Origin of the sequence: Actinoplanes sp. NPDC000266 (assembly GCF_042899005.1) — a bacterium.
GTDB lineage: Bacteria > Actinomycetota > Actinomycetes > Mycobacteriales > Micromonosporaceae > Actinoplanes.
Window position 1 is genome coordinate 77,912 of record NZ_JBIAZI010000023.1, and the last position, 15,228, is coordinate 93,139.

The window sequence follows — 15,228 nt, forward strand, 5'->3', positions numbered from 1 at the left end:
GCTGCCTGCCCGCAAGACGCGTTCGCCGGACGGCGCCGGTCGTTGTTGCGGCATGGCCGGCGCGCCGGTGGTGACAGGGTCGGTCAGCCATGGTCGAGTTCCATCTCGCGCTCCGCAGGCTGGGCCGAAACCACCGGGTCGTCTAGGCCGTGCGTTGCCGGGTCGAGGGGCGCAGTGGCGACCGGGATGGTGTGCCGGTTCGGGCGGGTCGCGTCGACGGCGCGGACGCGGGCGGAGGTTTGGCGTACGGCCTCGGCGAGCTGCCCGGTGGTGGTGGTCAGGTTGGCGGTGCGGCGGGCGGTTTCCGCGGCGGCGGCGAGCCCGGCGTAGCGGGTCGGCAGGGCCTGCTCGTACCAGGTGGTCCACCGCTGATGGCCGGCTTCCAGGGCTTTCACGTCGTGCACGGCCGCGGTGACTTGCGTGCGGGCGTGCTGCACTCGCTGGCCGAGTTCGTCGACCGTGGTGCTGGCGCGAAGCGCCGCTACGGTCGCGGTGTGGTGTTCGATGGCGGCTCGGGCCCGGCTGGCTGGGCTGTGCCACCACCGGCGGGGCCACGCTGCCGGCACGGCGATGGCGCGGGCGTCAGTGCGTGCGGTGACCAGGTCGAGAGAGGCGTCGCGCAGATGTTGCTCGGCGGCGACCAGCTGCAGATGGGCTGTGCGAAGCCGGCCCGCGACATAGTCGGGGGCGCCCGTTTCGGCCGCGCGTTGCGCGGTGATGAGCTCGCGCAGGTCGGTGTCCGTGGCGGCGCTGATCTGCCCGGCGAGGGTGGCGACGCCCAGGACGGTCTGCGCGCGGTGCCAGGCCGCCCACCGTTCGGTGTCGCGTTCGGAGGGTTGCGGGCCGATCGGGTCGTCCCCGGTGTGCTGGTAGCGGTCCCGGTAGGCGACGACGACGGCGGCCCGGTCGAGCCATTGCCGGCGTCCCGCAGCATCGTCGGAGATTGGGCCGAGGGCGGCCGCCCAGGCGGGCGATTGTGTGGCGGCGCGCTGGGCAAGGGTGGCGATGCGCTGGACGGCGAGCGCGGCGACCTGGCGCAGAGCGTCGCCTAGGTCGCCGCTGGTGGTGACGATCCGGTCGGTGTAGGAGCCTGTGTGCGTGTTGGCGAGCGCGGCGGACGGGTCGGCCTGCAGGTGCTGGTAGGTGCGGTCGAGGCGCCAGGCGAGCACGGCGGCGACGTCGCGGGCGCTGTCGATCTCACGCTGGGCGGCAACGGCGGCAAGGACGTCGTCGGGGTCGTACCCGGCGGCGGCGAGAGCCTGCAACCGGCTGATCAGCGCGGGCAGCGCGGGGTCAGAGGCGAGCGCGGCCGCACTCGCCGGGCCGGCCGCAGTGCGCACGATGGTGAGGTAATGAGGTGCGGTAGCCCGGGCGGTGAGGTCGTCATAGATGGGTCCGAGCCGATGCAGGGCATCCGCGTCGGCCCAGAGTTGGTGTTCGGTTTCGGTGGCGGAGCGCTCGGCGGTGTCGGCGCGCAGGATGTCGGCCAGCACCGTGATCCCGGCGATGGGCGGCGCGGGCGGGTGCGCTTCGGGCGGCTCGTCGGCGGTGACGACCGCGAACTGGTTGAGCCGGCGCCCGCGGGTGGCCATCACGTACAGACGGGCGCGGTTGGTGGCCGCGTCAACAATCGCCCTAGCGGTGTCGACGGTGCGGCCCTGGGCGGAGTCGACGGTGGCGGCGTAGGCGAGCTGGACGTGTTCGGCGACGTAACCGGCGGGCAGGCCGGTCCGATGCCCGGTGGACGTGTTTTCCACGAGCAGTTCACCGTCAGGGCCAAGCTCCAGGACCCGCCATTGGGCGCGGTTGGCGACGAATTGTTCGCCGGCGATCAGCGTGCGGTTGTTGCGGCGGGTGACGACCAGGTCTCCGACCCCGGCGTGGGTGCCGTTGGCGAGGGTGACGGATCGGCCGCCAGTGACCAGGCCCGCGCGGATGAGCTGGCGGCGGGCCTGGACGGCGATGTCGGCGGCTTCGGCCTCGGTCTCGACGAGGATAAGGCTCTGGTGGCCTTGCAGAATGTCGACCGCCCACCCGTCGAGGACCTGGCCGATCAGGTCGGCGCGGTCGCCGGAGACGATCCGGCCGCGCCGGTCGTATTCGGCGAGCACGGTGGTGTCGCCGTCACGCAGCCCCAGCGACGCCGGCCCCTCCCACTCGTTGTCGAACCGTCGCACCTCAACCAGGTCGATGGTGTGGCCGAGCGCGGCGAGGTACCGGAACATTCCACCGGGCCCGACGGCGGAAATCTGCGCGGGATCACCGACCAGAATGAGTTTCCCGCCGACGGGTTCGAGCAGCCGGGACAGCTCAATCAGGTCTAGCGTGGACGCCTGGGATGCTTCGTCGACGATCACCCACTGGCCCGGCTTAAACGCCCAATCAGCGCCTGTGGTGCCTTCGGGCGGGGTGTGCTGCGCGTGCAGCCACATGGCGATGTTCTCGGTGCGGATGCCCGCCCGGCCACCCTGCCGGCTGGCGTCAGCGAGCACGAACGCCGCGTTCTGCCCGACCGTCAACCCCACGATCGGAACACCCGCCTGCTGCGCGGCGACGGCGACCGCCGCCTGCAGATACGTCTTTCCGGTGCCGGCCGGGCCGACGATCCCGGTCAGCCGCCGAGTGTCACCGACGGCGAACAGCAGCGCGGCCCGCTTCTCCTGCGACAAGTCCAGCTCGGCGGCGACCCGCTCCAGCAATGGCCGGGAGGCCGCGGTCGCGCCGCTCCCGGAGGCGTAGGCGACGAGTTCCTTCTCCGCGGCCAGCACCGGCAGGGTCGTCAGTTTGAGGTCGCGGTGCCGGCTGTAGATGCTTTGCGCGTCGGAGCCTCGGACGAGTTGCGGCCCCCACTGGATCAACTCGGGCGGGGTCAGCACCCGCAACCCGCCAGCGTTGGTGCGGACCGCCTCGGCGGCGAGGTGTTCGACGCGCTGCCAGTCAGCGCGCCGATCCGTGCCCGGGTTGACGTGCAGGATCCGGCCGATCGCGAGTTCCAGATGCTCCAGGCCGAACACGGCCCGCTCCGTGGTGAGCTGCTCGACGGCCTGCTCCACCGCCAGATACGGCACCCGCCGGACCGCCGCGCCGACGATCGCCTCGCGCTGCTCGTCGGTGAAGCCGAACCGCCGCGCCGCCGCGTGCAGGTCCTCCAGGCGCAGCCGGCGCCCGGCCGTATGCTGCTGGGCGCGGCGGATGACCCGGACGGCGTCACGGTCGGGCTGGCCGGGAACGTTGGCGGCGACGACTTGGCGGACTTCGGCGGCGGTGTCGAGACCTGCCGCCTGGTCCTCGCGCTGCCACCGGCTGACCGCGTCGATGGTGGATTCGGGAGCGTCTTTGCGGGCTCGGGTACGCAGCGTGGCGTCCTGGGCGCTGCGCCGCCACCGGCCCACCGACAGCCGTTGCCATCCGGCGGCCGGCTCACCGACCCGGCCAGTCATGTCCGTCTCGATAGCCGCCCGGCGCTTCGCGTACTGCCCAATGGCGCGAGGGCTAATCCCGGCGATCTCCCGGATCGTCGACCCGGGCCGAGCGGTGAACCGGACCCCGAGACGCTCGCCGAGGCCATGCTCAACAGCCCGTTCGTAGGCGATCCGCGCCGCGATGCTGGCCTGATAGAAAGCCTTGGAGTCCAGGGCCAGCCAGTCCTCGCGCCCCTCGCGGATGACGCGGACCTTGGCCGAGATGACGATGTGCGAGTGCAGCTGCGGGTCCTTCTCCCGCGACATCCGGTGGTCGAAGACAGCGGCGGCGAGGCCGTCGGTGTCGACCTGTACGAGGCCGTTCGCCCCGAGCCGGGTGAACGCCCCGTGCGCGCGCAGGTGCTCCAGCGCGGCCCGGACCCCGTCATGATGGGCGGCCATCACCTGACGTTTGACCGTGTCGTCGCCGAACGCCCACAACAGGCTGACGCTTTTCACCGGCGAGACGGTGACGTCGAAACCGGCGACCGGATGCCGTTCCGGAGCGGTCCAGATCCGCAGCCACACCTGCGCCATCTGCTCATAGGTCGCATCCGACGGCAGCGCCTTCCACGCCTTTTCCACTGCCTGTCGGCGCGCCTCGTCATCCAATGCGGGGAAACGCCGCCACAGCCGGCCGAGCTGCTGCCCAGTCGCCGGATGCCGTCCCTCGCCGACGAGAGCCTGCAATTGCTCGGTTGTCACCTCACCGCGTACACCGAATAGGGATGCGCTTTGTCCGGCCCACCATCCCGGTGCCTCCCCATGCGCGGCCGGATCCGCGTGGTAGGCGACCGCCGAGCTGGGTGCGGCGGGCCGGAAGTCGTGCTTCCCGGCTGCAACCTGCAAGGTCAGGTAAGTGATCCCCGCGCCCGGTGAGATGCGGTTGACCGTGAGCATGCCGCCGAGAGTAGAACGCGGCCGGCCCCTTATCGACATTTGAATGCCAAGGGGTGTGCTGATTCTAAGACTAGGTTGACATGGTCATGAGCTCATTCCTGCTGCATAGATGGGGTGCGCAGGGCTGGATGAGTTAGAGAATGAGGTCCAAGCGTTTATTCATAAACGATTCCTGAGTCTTGGGGTAGGTGCTGGGTGGCGTTAGCGTTAGTGGATGGCTGGGAAACGAAGCAATGAGATGGTGCAGCGTTTGCGGGAGCGGCATGCGGCGCAGGAGCGGGCGGTGGTCGCGGTGGCGGGCGCGCTCGGTGCGGTGCAGGCGGCGCAGCGTCGGCGTGAGTCCGCGCTGTCGCAGTTGGACGCTGCCGTCGTGCTGGCCGAGGGCGAGCGGGATGAGGCGGTGGCGGTGCTGGCGCGGCTGAGCTCGGCGGAGGAAACGGCCGAACTGGTGGGCCTGCCGGTGGCGGAGGTCCGGCGCGCAGTGCAGCGGGTGCCGAACGAGCGGGTGCGGGAGATGGCCGGTCGATGGCGAACGCAGGGGGAAAGGCGACGTGGCCATCGCGGTGGCGCGGCCAGTGCCGGGTCGGCGGCGCGGGGATCAGCGGGCGGCGAGCCAAATAAGAGCGGCGATAAGCCCGATGAGGCTGAGGGCGGCGGCGGTCAAACCGATGATGGCGGCGGCCTAGCCGATGCGGGCAACGATGCGTTCGAGGCGGTCACGGGGCATGGCGGGCTCCTCGGGGTGTGACGGAACGCGTGGACGCGCTAGCGTAGATGCTGGCCTTCACTCGGGCGCGCTTCGCGCTGGTGTGTTCGCTGGTGTTGAGGCCGACGGACCTTGCCGGGTACACCTCCATTGCGGGGGTGTCCTCCTTCGGGAGGCCGTCGGCCTCCCTATGTGCGTGCTGGGGTGGTGCGGCCGTGGGTGGCGGGTGCGGCAGCCCGTGGCGGCGTGCTCGATGCGCGTCGACGCGGCCGCAGGAGGCCGCTGTCAGGCCTACACGGCCGTGGGGGGGGGGGGGGGGGGGGGGGCGCCCGGCCCCGGGGGGGGGGGGGGGGGGGGGGGGGGGGGGCGGGGGGGGGGGGGGGGGGCGGGGGGGGGGCGGGGCGGGGGGGGGGGGGGGGGGGGGGGGGGGGGGGGGGCGGGCGGGGGGGGCCGGCGGGGGGGGGGCGGGGGGGGGGGGCGGGCGGGCCGCCCGGGGGGGGGGTGGTGTCGGGGCGCCCCCGGGGGGGGGGGGGGCCGCCGCCCCCCCCCCCGGGCGCGGGGGGGGGGGCGGGGGGCCCCCCCGCCCCTCGACTGGGTGGGGCTTAGAACGGGATGCGGGCCTCGGGTATGGCGTAGGCGGACGACCGGGGCTGCTGGATCGCGAGCAGGGCCGGTAGGTCGCAGACGCCTTCCTTCTCGGCGTCGGCGCGCAGGGTCTCGGCGAAGCCGTCGGGGACGGTGGCGTAGTCCTCGATGAACGCGATGACGTGGCGCGGGTCGGTGATCTCGTCGAAGTCGTCGCCGACTTCCAGGCTCGGCACGGGCCATCCGCTGTTGTCGTCGCTCAAGTACACGTGGGCGTAGAACGATCCGAACGCGCTTCGCCACCCGGCGATAACGCGGTTCACTCCGTCGCTGACCTGTTCCATTTCGTGTTCGCTCACGATTGGCCTTCCTAGATGATTATCGCTGGTGTTGCCGGAAGTTGCCGCTTCCGACATGAAAAACAATACCTAAAACATAGGCGAAAATCTATAGAATGCGGTGAGAGGATAACTGCATTTCCACATTCTGTGACTCGCGTACGAGAGCATTTATGCAGGTAGGGCGCGTGGGTTTTGGTGTTGAGGCGCTTTTTCGGCCGACGGGGCGAGCGTGCTCGCCTGGTTGTGTGGCGGGTGGAGCCAAATCCGTGGTGGGGGATTTCGGGGAAAAGATCATGTGGGGTGTGCATGATGTTTTCCGCGCCCGCCGCGGATTTGGTGGAGGCCGTCGCGCAACCTATCCTGCCGGCGGCTGCCGGCGGTCGGAAAAGGGTTTCAACAGCGCGGCCGTAGGCCGCTCCGCTTTAACGGCCCGCTAGGGCCGGCCGCTCTGAGCGCGACCGAGCCTGGCGGCCGGGAGCGGACGGTGTCATCGGTAGAACGGGTCGTGTACCCGCTGGTGGTGTGCCTCGGCGAGGGTGACCGCGACTTTCGTCCACGCGGCCGCGGTACTGCTGGTACCGGCGGCCAGGTGTTGCGCCTGGCGGTGCATGGTCTCGAGGGTCGCGGTGTCGAAGGTGTCGGCGAAGTCGTCGATCGTGGTCGGCGTCAAGGTCGGGAATTCGTTGTGCGCGCAGCCCATCGAGCGTCTCCAAAGTCCAGGGCGGGTGCCGGGCGTGAGAGGGTGCGAGGCCCGGGCTGGGCCTTGCACCCCAGGGTTGTTATCGGCGGCCGTAGCCCAGGACGGTGCGGTACTCGCGGTAGTCGGCGGGGCTGGCCGGGTCGAAGATGTCCTTCTCGCCGACCAGGACATCGCGGCCGGGGCGGCGGCGCGGCTGGCCGTCGCGGCGCTGACGGCGGTTGGGGAAGGGCAGGTTCTGGTCCATGGCGTTGCCTCCTGGCGCACGGTGCCGGGTGCGGCGGCGCCGGTGAACGTCCGGGCCTGCCGCGATGACGGGCCACGAGGGGACCGGCTGGTCGGCCGGTGGCAGGCCAGCTCTGCGGCGAAAGATCTTGCCAGCGCAGCCTTCGATGAGGACGCGGGTGACGGGTGGCTGCGCTGGCAAGATGTTTCCCGGGCTTGCCGTCCGGCCGGGCGGGCCGGTCATCGCTGGCGGTCGGGCGTCGCGTCAGGTACCGGCAGTTTGGTGGCCGCCGCACCCCGGGCACCACGCCAGCAGGCCGCCAGGACCACGGCCGCCCTTCACCGTGCCGCCGGCGCCGCGACGGCCCGCCGCGTCAGCCACGGGCGCGGGTCCCGTCGGCGAGAAGGACATGAGGCCTGGCCTCGCCGCGCCGACGAGGGGTGCGAGTACCTGGCGTCGCGGCGGCGGATGCCGATAGCCGCCGCGACGCCGAGTCCGGCAGGCCGGTCGGTGGGCACCCCGCGCCTTGCAGCCGAGACTGGCGACCGGCGGGTTGGCCTGGTGCCGGTGAAGGGGGTACGCCCTGGTCGCCTCGGAGAGTGGGCGGAGGCAACAGGGGCTCGACGCTAGTAGGCGTTGTTGATGCGCTCGGCGATCAGCCCGAGACAGGCGTGGGCCTGTTCGGCGGGGCTCGCCAGGAACCGGATCTTGACGTCGTCTTCGAGCAGTGGCCTGCCGATGCCGACCTGGAAACCGGAGCGGGCAAGGCGGACGCCGGCGACGACACCGTCGTCGTAGCCGGCCCAGAGTTCGGCGACTCCGTCGCCGAGCGTCCATCCCACAGCGGCCGGGTCAGCGAGTACTGCTTTGAGCAGGTCGTGTACGCGGGCGACGGTGCCGCCGGTGGGATCGGCGCCGATGATCCGCTCCACCACTCCGGAGTAGGTCAGCCATTCGCGTTGGCTGGCGTGATCGACGATGACCAGCGGCGCCCCGTCGCGCTCGGGGGGCAGTTCGTCGAGCAGCGATTGCGCCCACCGCCGGAGCCCGCCGAGCGAGTTGTAGGCGACGATGTCCTCGACCCGGACGCCCCACTCGCCGGCCTCGCAGCGTCCTTCACCGGCCGTCGTTCCGGGTGGCATCACCTCGGCGTGCTCGTCGGTATAACCCCAATACACGTTGTTCATGACCCGTGCCCTTTCGCCGCATAGCGGTGCGGCGGGCAACATGCACTGTGTGCCGGGCCCGCCGCGCTAACGGGCCCGGCCGAGACCGGCACGACCGGGGCGGCAAGCCGGAACCCGCGGACGTTGTGCTGGCGCTGTCACTGGGTGAGGTGTCGGCTTGCCGTCCCCGGGCGGCCGGTCTTCACTGGAACGGCGAGCGCCGCGGGATCCGCACACCGGGCCATGCACGCGCCGTCAGCTTGCAAGCAGTTCCCGAGGGGCGGCGACAGCCGAAGGTTGCGTCGGGTGCACGCGGCCCGGCCGGAGTGAACCGGCCGGGCCGCAGGTCATGACTACGGCACCAGGGTGGCGGTGGCCTGCTCGGCGGATTCGGCCGAAACGGCGAACCCGACGTCGGATCCGGACTGCAGGGCGTAGAGGATGCCGGACCGGTCGGCCGAGCGTCCGTGCAACTGCTCGTCGGTGACGGTGAAGGTGACCGTGTAGGTGATGACGGGCAGCGAGACCTCGTCCAGCCCGTAGGCGTCGATGAGCTCGCGGTACAGGCTCATCGGCTCGTCCCAGTCGTAGCAGAGGTCGACGGCCCTGCGGATGGCCTTCTTCAGGCGGACCTTGGTGACGAACGGGTCGGTGCCCTCGACCGGGATGAACCGCTCGTCGGCCATCGTCTCTGCGGCATCGGCGGGACCGCAGGACGCGCAGGTGCATCGCTGGCTGCGTACTGGCTTGAACGAGAGCTCTTCGTTCAGAGCCTGCATGGTGGCGTTCTCGGCGGTGCCGCACCAGCTGTTGGTGAGGGCGTGCCGGCGTACGCGGGCGAGCACGTCGGACAGATAGACCGAGCCTACCGGAGCGGCCGGCCGTTCGGCGTCGGCGTAGTCCTGGCCGCCCGCAGCGGTGTCGGTGATCTGGGCGGTGGCGTTGTCCGTCATGGTGTATGCCTCCATCAGAGTGGATCTGATGCGGCACCCCCTTCTGCGGGATCGGGTGATCCCGGCGCTGGGTGCCGCGCTGACGGGGCCGGTCACAGCCTGCCCGCGATCCCGGGGGCAGGCCCCAGGACAGAAGATCTTGGCGTCGAGCGCCAGCGAGACACGGGCTTGCCAAGATGTTCTGTATCGCGGGCTTGCCGCCGGGGCCGGGTGGGCTGACCTTGGGTCGCTCAGCCAGCGGCTGCACACGCTGGGCCGCCGGCCCGCTCGGGCGGGACGGCATAGTGCATGAGCACGCGGCACGGCAGCGGTCATGCGACGACAGGAAACCGAACCCGCGACGGGCCAGCGCCATCACAGCTGCCGGCTGAGCTAAGCGACACGTGTCGGGGCCGGCTGCCTTTGCGCGCCGTTGAAGGCCGGCTCCGTACGGCGGTGGGCGGCGGCGGTGCCGGAGGGTGGGCCGGTGTTAGGCCGGCTGGCTCAGATGTCGTGCTCTGCGGCGTAGCTCGCGCAGCGGCAGCGGGTAGCTCACGCCTCGGCGGCGTTCCCTGAGGATCGCCACGTTGCCCAACTGGGCGCGGAGCTTCTCCTCCTCGGCCTCGGCCGCGAGGAACCGTTCGGGTGCGACGGCGAGCAGGTGCAGCCATTGGCGTTGCCCAGCGCGCACGCAGACGCCGAAGCAGTTGTTGTGCGTGAAACCCAGCTCGTAGAGTCGCGGCGGGCGCAGCCCGAGGCTGCGGGCCCAATCGAGCATCTGGGTCTTGGACAGGTACGGCGGGTCACACATCGGAAATTGGACCTGCCAGGGTGCCCAGCCCCGTTCGATGCCGGGAATCCGCTGCTGCTCGCTGGAGTCGATGCCGACGTAGAGGATCGTGTCGGCCGGGTCGGCGTGCTCAGTGAGCCAGGCCCGGCAGGGCCGCTGCTTCAACATTGCTGAGCTTATCTGCACTTCACTCGTTCGAGTGATCTGGCGGAGGTCAGTCCGCGATTTGGACGCCCGTTGCTCATGTCGTGACCGAAGGTCCGGCAGACCGGAAGGCCTCGAAGAGAAGACAATGCTGCGGTGCCGAGTGGATGGACGTTGACAGAAGAACAAGTGCTGGCGCTGCCGCTGGACGAACTGGCCCTTCTGGTGTTGCGCGACGCAGACGCGACCAATGCGTGGAACTGGCGAAGCTGGCTGATCGAGACCAGGTCGAGGTATGGCAATCGGCGTGATGCCTTGCTCGCATTGAGCGAGGCGTGGGGCTGGCTGGAGACCCGTGGGTTGATCGCGTTGGACCCAGACCAGAGCGCCGACAAGGCGTTCGTCATCAGCCGGAAGGGAAGGCAGTTCCTCCGTGAGGGTTTGCCGTGGTTGCGGGCCGTCGAGAGGCTGGACGTCCAGCTGGTCCCGGCTCTCGAGCGTGTTGCGCGACCCCAATTTCTTCGTGGCGACTTTGAGACTGCCTCCTTTGCCGCGATGAAGGAAGTAGAGGTTCGAGTGCGAGCCAAAGCCGGGCTCGGCACTGGACCGGATGAGGTCGGCGTCAAGCTGATGACGAAGGCGTTCCGGCAAGGCGGCCCGCTGTTCCGCGAGGAGCTCGAAGGCGGTGAGTCGACCGCGCAAATGAATCTGTTCCAGGGAGCGATCGGACTGTTCAAGAATCCGTCGAGCCATCGGCGGGTGGACTTCACCGATGCCACCGAGGCTGCAGAGATCGTGCTGTTGGCTGATCTGTTGTTGCGCCTGCTCGACAAGATCGAGGAGCCGGTTGCAGGGCCGGGCGAGTAGGGGGCGAGGGGTAGTTGAGGGGTGGCGACGTATCAAGCGTTGTCTCCCCTCGGTTGCGGGATCCCCAGCTGGATGAGCGGTCTGCGGGCGAGGCGTTGGGCTTCTTCGCGCTTGGCGCGTAGGAAGTTGAGGGTCAAGTCGATTCCTTCGATTTCGCCGCGCCAGTTCTCTTCTTCGGCGCGTCGGCGGCGGGTGACGAGGTCGTGTTCGAGTTCGTCGAGGCGGTCGATCATCTTTGGGTTGACCTGCAGCATCGGACAGCGAATGCAGGCGTGTTCGTGCTGGCAGGGGGTGCCGTAGGGGCGGCCGCAGGATCCGAGTTCGACGCCGCTTGTCGAAGTGCTCTTCGAACTCGGCCCATTCCTCGGGCGTGGCGGAGCGGTATTCGCCGTCGGGCCGGTGGCTGCGCCGGAGGTTGAGGTGTTCCTGGTAGTGACGGACGACGTCTTCGTCGAAGACGGCGACGTAGCCGCGCGTGGTTTGGATGTTGAGGTGGCCGAGCAGGGCGGCGCCGATGTGAATGGGTAGTCCGCTGTTGACCAGTTCGGTGGCGAAAATTCGCCGGAAGTCGTGCGGCGTGAACGAGAGCCCGCGGAAGGCGGGGTTGAGCTCGGCGATCGCGTCGCAGCGTCGGCTGAGCATCATCAGGATCGTTGTGGGGTTGATGACGCGGTGGGTGGTGCCGCGGAAACGCTGGAACAGGAACGGCAGCGGGCTGCTCCAGACCTTGTCGTGCGGGTCGAACCGGCAGAGCTGCGGGATCGACTTACCAGCGCGGGCGTGACGTCGAATGATCTGGGCGATGACGTGGAACAGCTCCGCTGACATGGGAATGACCCGCTCGCGGTCGGTTTTGGACGGCGCAACGACCAACAGGGCGATGACCTCGCCGTTGGCCCGCTGGAACTGGCGGACGCTGAGGTGGGTCAGCTCGGTGAGCTCCTCGATCCGGACGCCGGAGTGACGTAGCGTCTCGACGATTGCCCACTCCCAGAAGGTGGCCTCCTCCATAGTGCTGACGTGGATCGTCTTGCCGGCGGCTTCGTCGATCACCCGCACCGGAGGCTCGTCGTACTTGGCTCTTTTGCGATCGTTAGGGCTGAGCCAGCGGCGGTAGGTTCGACCGTCGAGCGAGAAGGTCTCGCCGTCAGAGGTAGCGGCGGCGTGTTCCAGGAGCCGGCGTGCATGCTCGTGGCGGGCCTCGACGTGGGCGACCAGGGTCGGCAGGAGTGGTTGGCGGACCCGGGTGCGGTCGGCAGTACGTTCGTTGATCCGGCGCCGCCGGTCGCCGATGCCGCGTAAGGCGTTGGGAGGGATCGGGCAGGGTGCGACCCAAGCGGCCCAGCGCTCGGGTTCCTCAACGGCCCAGGTGTGCAGATCCAGGTAAAAGCTGCGGACGGTGAGAAGGATGTCGTCTACCTGGACGCGTGCCCGGCCGTCGTCACGGGTGTTGATCTGCTCTCGCCAGGTGGCGTAGATCTCTGGATCAATGCGTAGGTCGGTCTGGTCCGGGTTGAGGCGCTCGATCTTCTCCCAGAAGTGGTGCGCGAGCAGCAGAAGCAGGTTGGTGATGGTCGAGTAGTCGGCGTCGACGCTGCGTCGCCGGCCGTAGTCGATCAACAGTTGGCGGACGGGCTGGTTGCGGATCGGCCAGCGGTCCATGACCTCTTCGATCGTCTGCTGACCGCGTAGCAACGCCGCCCGCATGGTGTGCGGCGTTGCGGCGGGAAAGTGTCCCATCGCGTGCAGGACGTTCCAGGTGCCCGTGCCAGCGAGGTGGTTGGCGTCCTTCTTGCCGTCGCGTAATACCACGCGGACCGCTCTAGTCTCGTGCGTGTAGTGCAACAGCGAGGCCGGGGTGACGTCAGCGAGGCCACGCCTTGCGTCGTCAACAGACAGCACAGGTCGAACTGAGCCCGCTGTCGTTGCTCCCAGCGGCCGTCGTGGGCGTCGGATAGCTCGATGAACTTGTCCAGCAGCGGGTCGCTCTGGGCGGGCACGAACTGCAGCGGGTAATCGCGGAATTTGTTGCGGCGCATGGCCATCAAGGACGGCTGGATGACCCGGAGACAGAACAGAGTTCGGACCCCGGGGCTGATCGTCTGGCTGGGTTCGAACACCGACATCACGCCACTGGCGGGAAGGATGCCCTGCCCGAGTGAGCTGGCGTCCCAGCGGGCCTGCCAGGTGTCGCCCGGGAAGCCGGCCAGGAACTCCAGCGCTGCCCGGGCACCCAGTCTCCGAGCGGATGCCGGCTTGGGCGGCTCCCGCCAAGCGGACCCGGCCAAGTCTGCGATGTGGCTGGCGGTGGCTAGGCTGAGCTCGCCGAAAGGCCTCGGTGGGATGGATGCGGTTGCCGGTTCGGCCGGGATGCGGCCGGAGACGAATCTGCTGGCGAAACCGAGTTCCTCCAGGACCGGGCCGTGCCGGTGCCGGCGGTTGAGACCGGTGGAACGCGTCTGGGCCTTAACCACCGAACACCGCCGTGATGTCGGCGGGGTCGTAGCCGGCGGAATATGAGATCGCAGGCCGCGGTCGTGCGTAGTGTTCGGCGAGTTTCTCGGCCAGGTCCTCGACCCGGGTAGCCAGGTAGCGGCCCGTCGTGCGGATATCGGCGTGCCGCAGAATCGCTTGGACCTCGGCGAGCGTGAGCTTGCCGCCGTTGGCCATCCGGGTCGCGGCGGTGTGCCTCAGATCGTGCAGGGACCAGTTCGTGCCGAGCCGGGCGTTGACGCGCTGCATGATCCGGCGCAGCGCCCAGTAGGCCAGAGGCTTCGGCGCGCCCCGCTGCGTGCGCCAGAGCGATGAGCCCGGCGGTGGCGGACCTGCTTCGTCCAGGTAGCGGGCCAGGAACACGAACGCCTTTGGTGAGGCGGGAACCATCTGCCGGGCTCGCGTGCCCTTGGAGATAACCCAAAGCCGCTGGCCGGCCCAGTCGATGTCGTCGATGCCGACACCGAGCAGCTCGGCTGCCCGCGCGCCGCTGGAGACAAAGAACTCGAGCAATGCCCGGTCCCGATCGCAACCGACAGCCTCGAACAGTTCGTCCCACTGCCGGTCAGGGATGGCTCGCGGCAGCCGAGTCGGCACCTTCTGCCGCAAGCGGGCCCGGCCGTGCCGGACCTGAAGTTCCAGTGGGCTGCGGTGCGACAACGCCCGGCGCCGCTGGGGTGCGACGGGCACCGGGTTGACCACCGGTCCTTGCCCTAAATGAGCGTGAAACCGGTAGAAGCCGCTGACAACCGACAAAGCATGGTTGATCGTCGACGGCGCGTACCCCGCGGCCAGCGTCGGCCGGCCGGTCCGAGTGTTCACCGATCCGGCGGGCGCGGAGCCCGGAGTCGATCTCCGGCGCTGCGGGTTGACTGCCGATCGCAGCCAACCCACGAGCACCACGACCTCGGCCTCGGTTGCCCGTTCCCAACCGACCTCCAGCAGCCACAACAGCCGGAACCACCGCAGCAGTCCGAAGGCGTAGCTGCGGACGGTCAGGTGGCCGCAGTCGCTCACCGTGAGATCGCGAAGGTAGGCGGTCACCGGCTCGATGTCGCGGCCGAGGCCGTCGAGCACCAAGAACGGTGGCACCAACCGGCATGATGGGGAAACCTCACCGATGACGGGGACCGATGCTCGGCCCTCCATCAGCTGGACACGCATATCCATACCGAACTCCTTGATCATGATCGACAACGTCATGACCAACGAGGTGAAGGCGGTGCAGATGACACTGCAGGGGGCGATCCGGGAGTTTCCGAGGAAACGCTCGTCGGCGAAGACTTGCCACGGAGTGCGCCCGTCAGCGACCACGACCGGGTTAACGCCCAGCAGGGCGGCGGAGTCAGCGACGAAGCGCCACAAATCCGGATCCTCAACCTTCGTATTCGCCGCGAGTAGGACGAGGTCGCTGGCGCCGTAGCGCTCGGCGACGCGGACGGCGGTTGCCCAGCTGCCGATCCCGCCGGAGTACTGCACGACCCGCAGGGTCACCGGAAGTCCTGCACGTCGACGCCGCTGTCCACTGCGGCGAGACGCTCGATGCAGTCGTCCGGGCAGTGTCCGCGGTCGCAGGCCTCGTCTTTGGTGGGGATCCGGTTCCCGGAGCAGAATTCGACGGCACCGCGGTCGTTGCGGGTCACGAGGAAGTCGGGGCCGGCGACGATGACGCGGCGGCATGCGTAGGAGTCGCGGCCGAAGGCGCCGCCCGCGAATCCGTGGATGATGTCGCCAGGGCGAAACGCGGCGGGCATCGAGGATCCTTTCTGGTGGTTGGCTGCTGCCGGTCAGAGTGGGGGGGGGGGGGGCCGGGGGGGGGGGGCCCCCCCCCCCCCCGGGGGGGGGGGGGGGGGGGGTGGGGGGGGGGGCGCGGGGGGGGGGGGGGGGGGGGGTTGGGGGGGCCCGGGGGGGGGGGGGCCC

10 protein-coding genes and 1 pseudogene are annotated in these 15,228 nt (G+C 69.7%); 2 read left to right on the top strand and 9 right to left on the bottom strand.

What is annotated here, in order from left to right:
* Window positions 1–83: 83 nt before the first annotated feature.
* The gene (gene mobF, locus ACFY36_RS50625) at window positions 84–4,361 is read right to left on the bottom strand and encodes a MobF family relaxase (protein ID WP_499753107.1); all 4,278 of its coding nucleotides are present in this window, start codon (window positions 4,359–4,361) and stop codon (window positions 84–86) included.
* A 214-nt stretch (window positions 4,362–4,575) separates the two neighbouring features.
* On the opposite strand from mobF, the gene ACFY36_RS50630 reads away from it, so the two are divergent.
* The gene (locus ACFY36_RS50630; RefSeq protein WP_499753108.1) at window positions 4,576–5,109 is read left to right on the top strand and encodes a hypothetical protein; all 534 of its coding nucleotides are present in this window, start codon (window positions 4,576–4,578) and stop codon (window positions 5,107–5,109) included.
* A gap of 560 nt (window positions 5,110–5,669) precedes the next feature.
* Here ACFY36_RS50630 and ACFY36_RS50635 read toward each other — a convergent pair.
* From ACFY36_RS50635 to ACFY36_RS50655, 5 genes are all read right to left on the bottom strand, one after another.
* A complete protein-coding gene (locus tag ACFY36_RS50635; RefSeq protein WP_499753109.1) occupies window positions 5,670–6,011 on the bottom strand; it encodes a hypothetical protein in 342 nt (113 codons plus the stop codon).
* Between the two features lie 469 nt (window positions 6,012–6,480).
* Entirely contained in the window at window positions 6,481–6,693 is a 213-nt protein-coding gene (locus tag ACFY36_RS50640; RefSeq protein ID WP_499753110.1) for a hypothetical protein, read from the bottom strand.
* A gap of 79 nt (window positions 6,694–6,772) precedes the next feature.
* Window positions 6,773–6,937 carry a hypothetical protein gene (locus tag ACFY36_RS50645; RefSeq protein WP_499753111.1) on the bottom strand — a complete coding sequence of 55 codons (165 nt, stop codon included), beginning with the start codon at window positions 6,935–6,937 and terminating at the stop codon, window positions 6,773–6,775.
* Between the two features lie 605 nt (window positions 6,938–7,542).
* Window positions 7,543–8,103: a hypothetical protein gene (locus ACFY36_RS50650; RefSeq protein WP_499753112.1), complete on the bottom strand. Its 561-nt coding sequence runs from the start codon at window positions 8,101–8,103 to the stop codon at window positions 7,543–7,545.
* Window positions 8,104–8,435: 332 nt separating this feature from the next.
* Window positions 8,436–9,035, bottom strand: coding sequence for a hypothetical protein (locus tag ACFY36_RS50655; RefSeq protein ID WP_499753113.1), 600 nt, complete (start codon window positions 9,033–9,035; stop codon window positions 8,436–8,438).
* A gap of 1,138 nt (window positions 9,036–10,173) precedes the next feature.
* Here ACFY36_RS50655 and ACFY36_RS50660 point away from each other — a divergent pair.
* A complete protein-coding gene (locus ACFY36_RS50660; RefSeq protein WP_499753117.1) occupies window positions 10,174–10,815 on the top strand; it encodes a TIGR02391 family protein in 642 nt (213 codons plus the stop codon).
* 462 nt (window positions 10,816–11,277) lie between these two features.
* Here ACFY36_RS50660 and ACFY36_RS50665 read toward each other — a convergent pair.
* From ACFY36_RS50665 to ACFY36_RS50675, 3 genes and pseudogenes are all read right to left on the bottom strand, one after another.
* Window positions 11,278–12,555 (bottom strand): annotated as a pseudogene (locus tag ACFY36_RS50665) (site-specific integrase); the annotation flags it as partial.
* Window positions 12,556–13,281: 726 nt separating this feature from the next.
* Window positions 13,282–14,802, bottom strand: a complete 1,521-nt coding sequence (locus ACFY36_RS50670) for a tyrosine-type recombinase/integrase (RefSeq protein WP_499753114.1) — start codon at window positions 14,800–14,802, stop codon at window positions 13,282–13,284.
* Entirely contained in the window at window positions 14,799–15,062 is a 264-nt protein-coding gene (locus tag ACFY36_RS50675) for a hypothetical protein (protein WP_499753115.1), read from the bottom strand. The genes ACFY36_RS50670 and ACFY36_RS50675 overlap by 4 nt, the downstream gene beginning before the upstream one ends.
* Between the last annotated feature and the right edge of the window lie 166 nt (window positions 15,063–15,228).

Coding starts and splice junctions, on each gene's coding strand:
- mobF (WP_499753107.1), bottom strand. CDS start 4,361: ATGCTCACGGTCAACCGCATCTCACCGGGCGCGGGGATCACTTACCTG.
- ACFY36_RS50630 (WP_499753108.1), top strand. CDS start 4,576: ATGGCTGGGAAACGAAGCAATGAGATGGTGCAGCGTTTGCGGGAGCGG.
- ACFY36_RS50640 (WP_499753110.1), bottom strand. CDS start 6,693: ATGGGCTGCGCGCACAACGAATTCCCGACCTTGACGCCGACCACGATC.
- ACFY36_RS50645 (WP_499753111.1), bottom strand. CDS start 6,937: ATGGACCAGAACCTGCCCTTCCCCAACCGCCGTCAGCGCCGCGACGGC.
- ACFY36_RS50650 (WP_499753112.1), bottom strand. CDS start 8,103: ATGAACAACGTGTATTGGGGTTATACCGACGAGCACGCCGAGGTGATG.
- ACFY36_RS50655 (WP_499753113.1), bottom strand. CDS start 9,035: ATGACGGACAACGCCACCGCCCAGATCACCGACACCGCTGCGGGCGGC.
- ACFY36_RS50675 (WP_499753115.1), bottom strand. CDS start 15,062: ATGCCCGCCGCGTTTCGCCCTGGCGACATCATCCACGGATTCGCGGGC.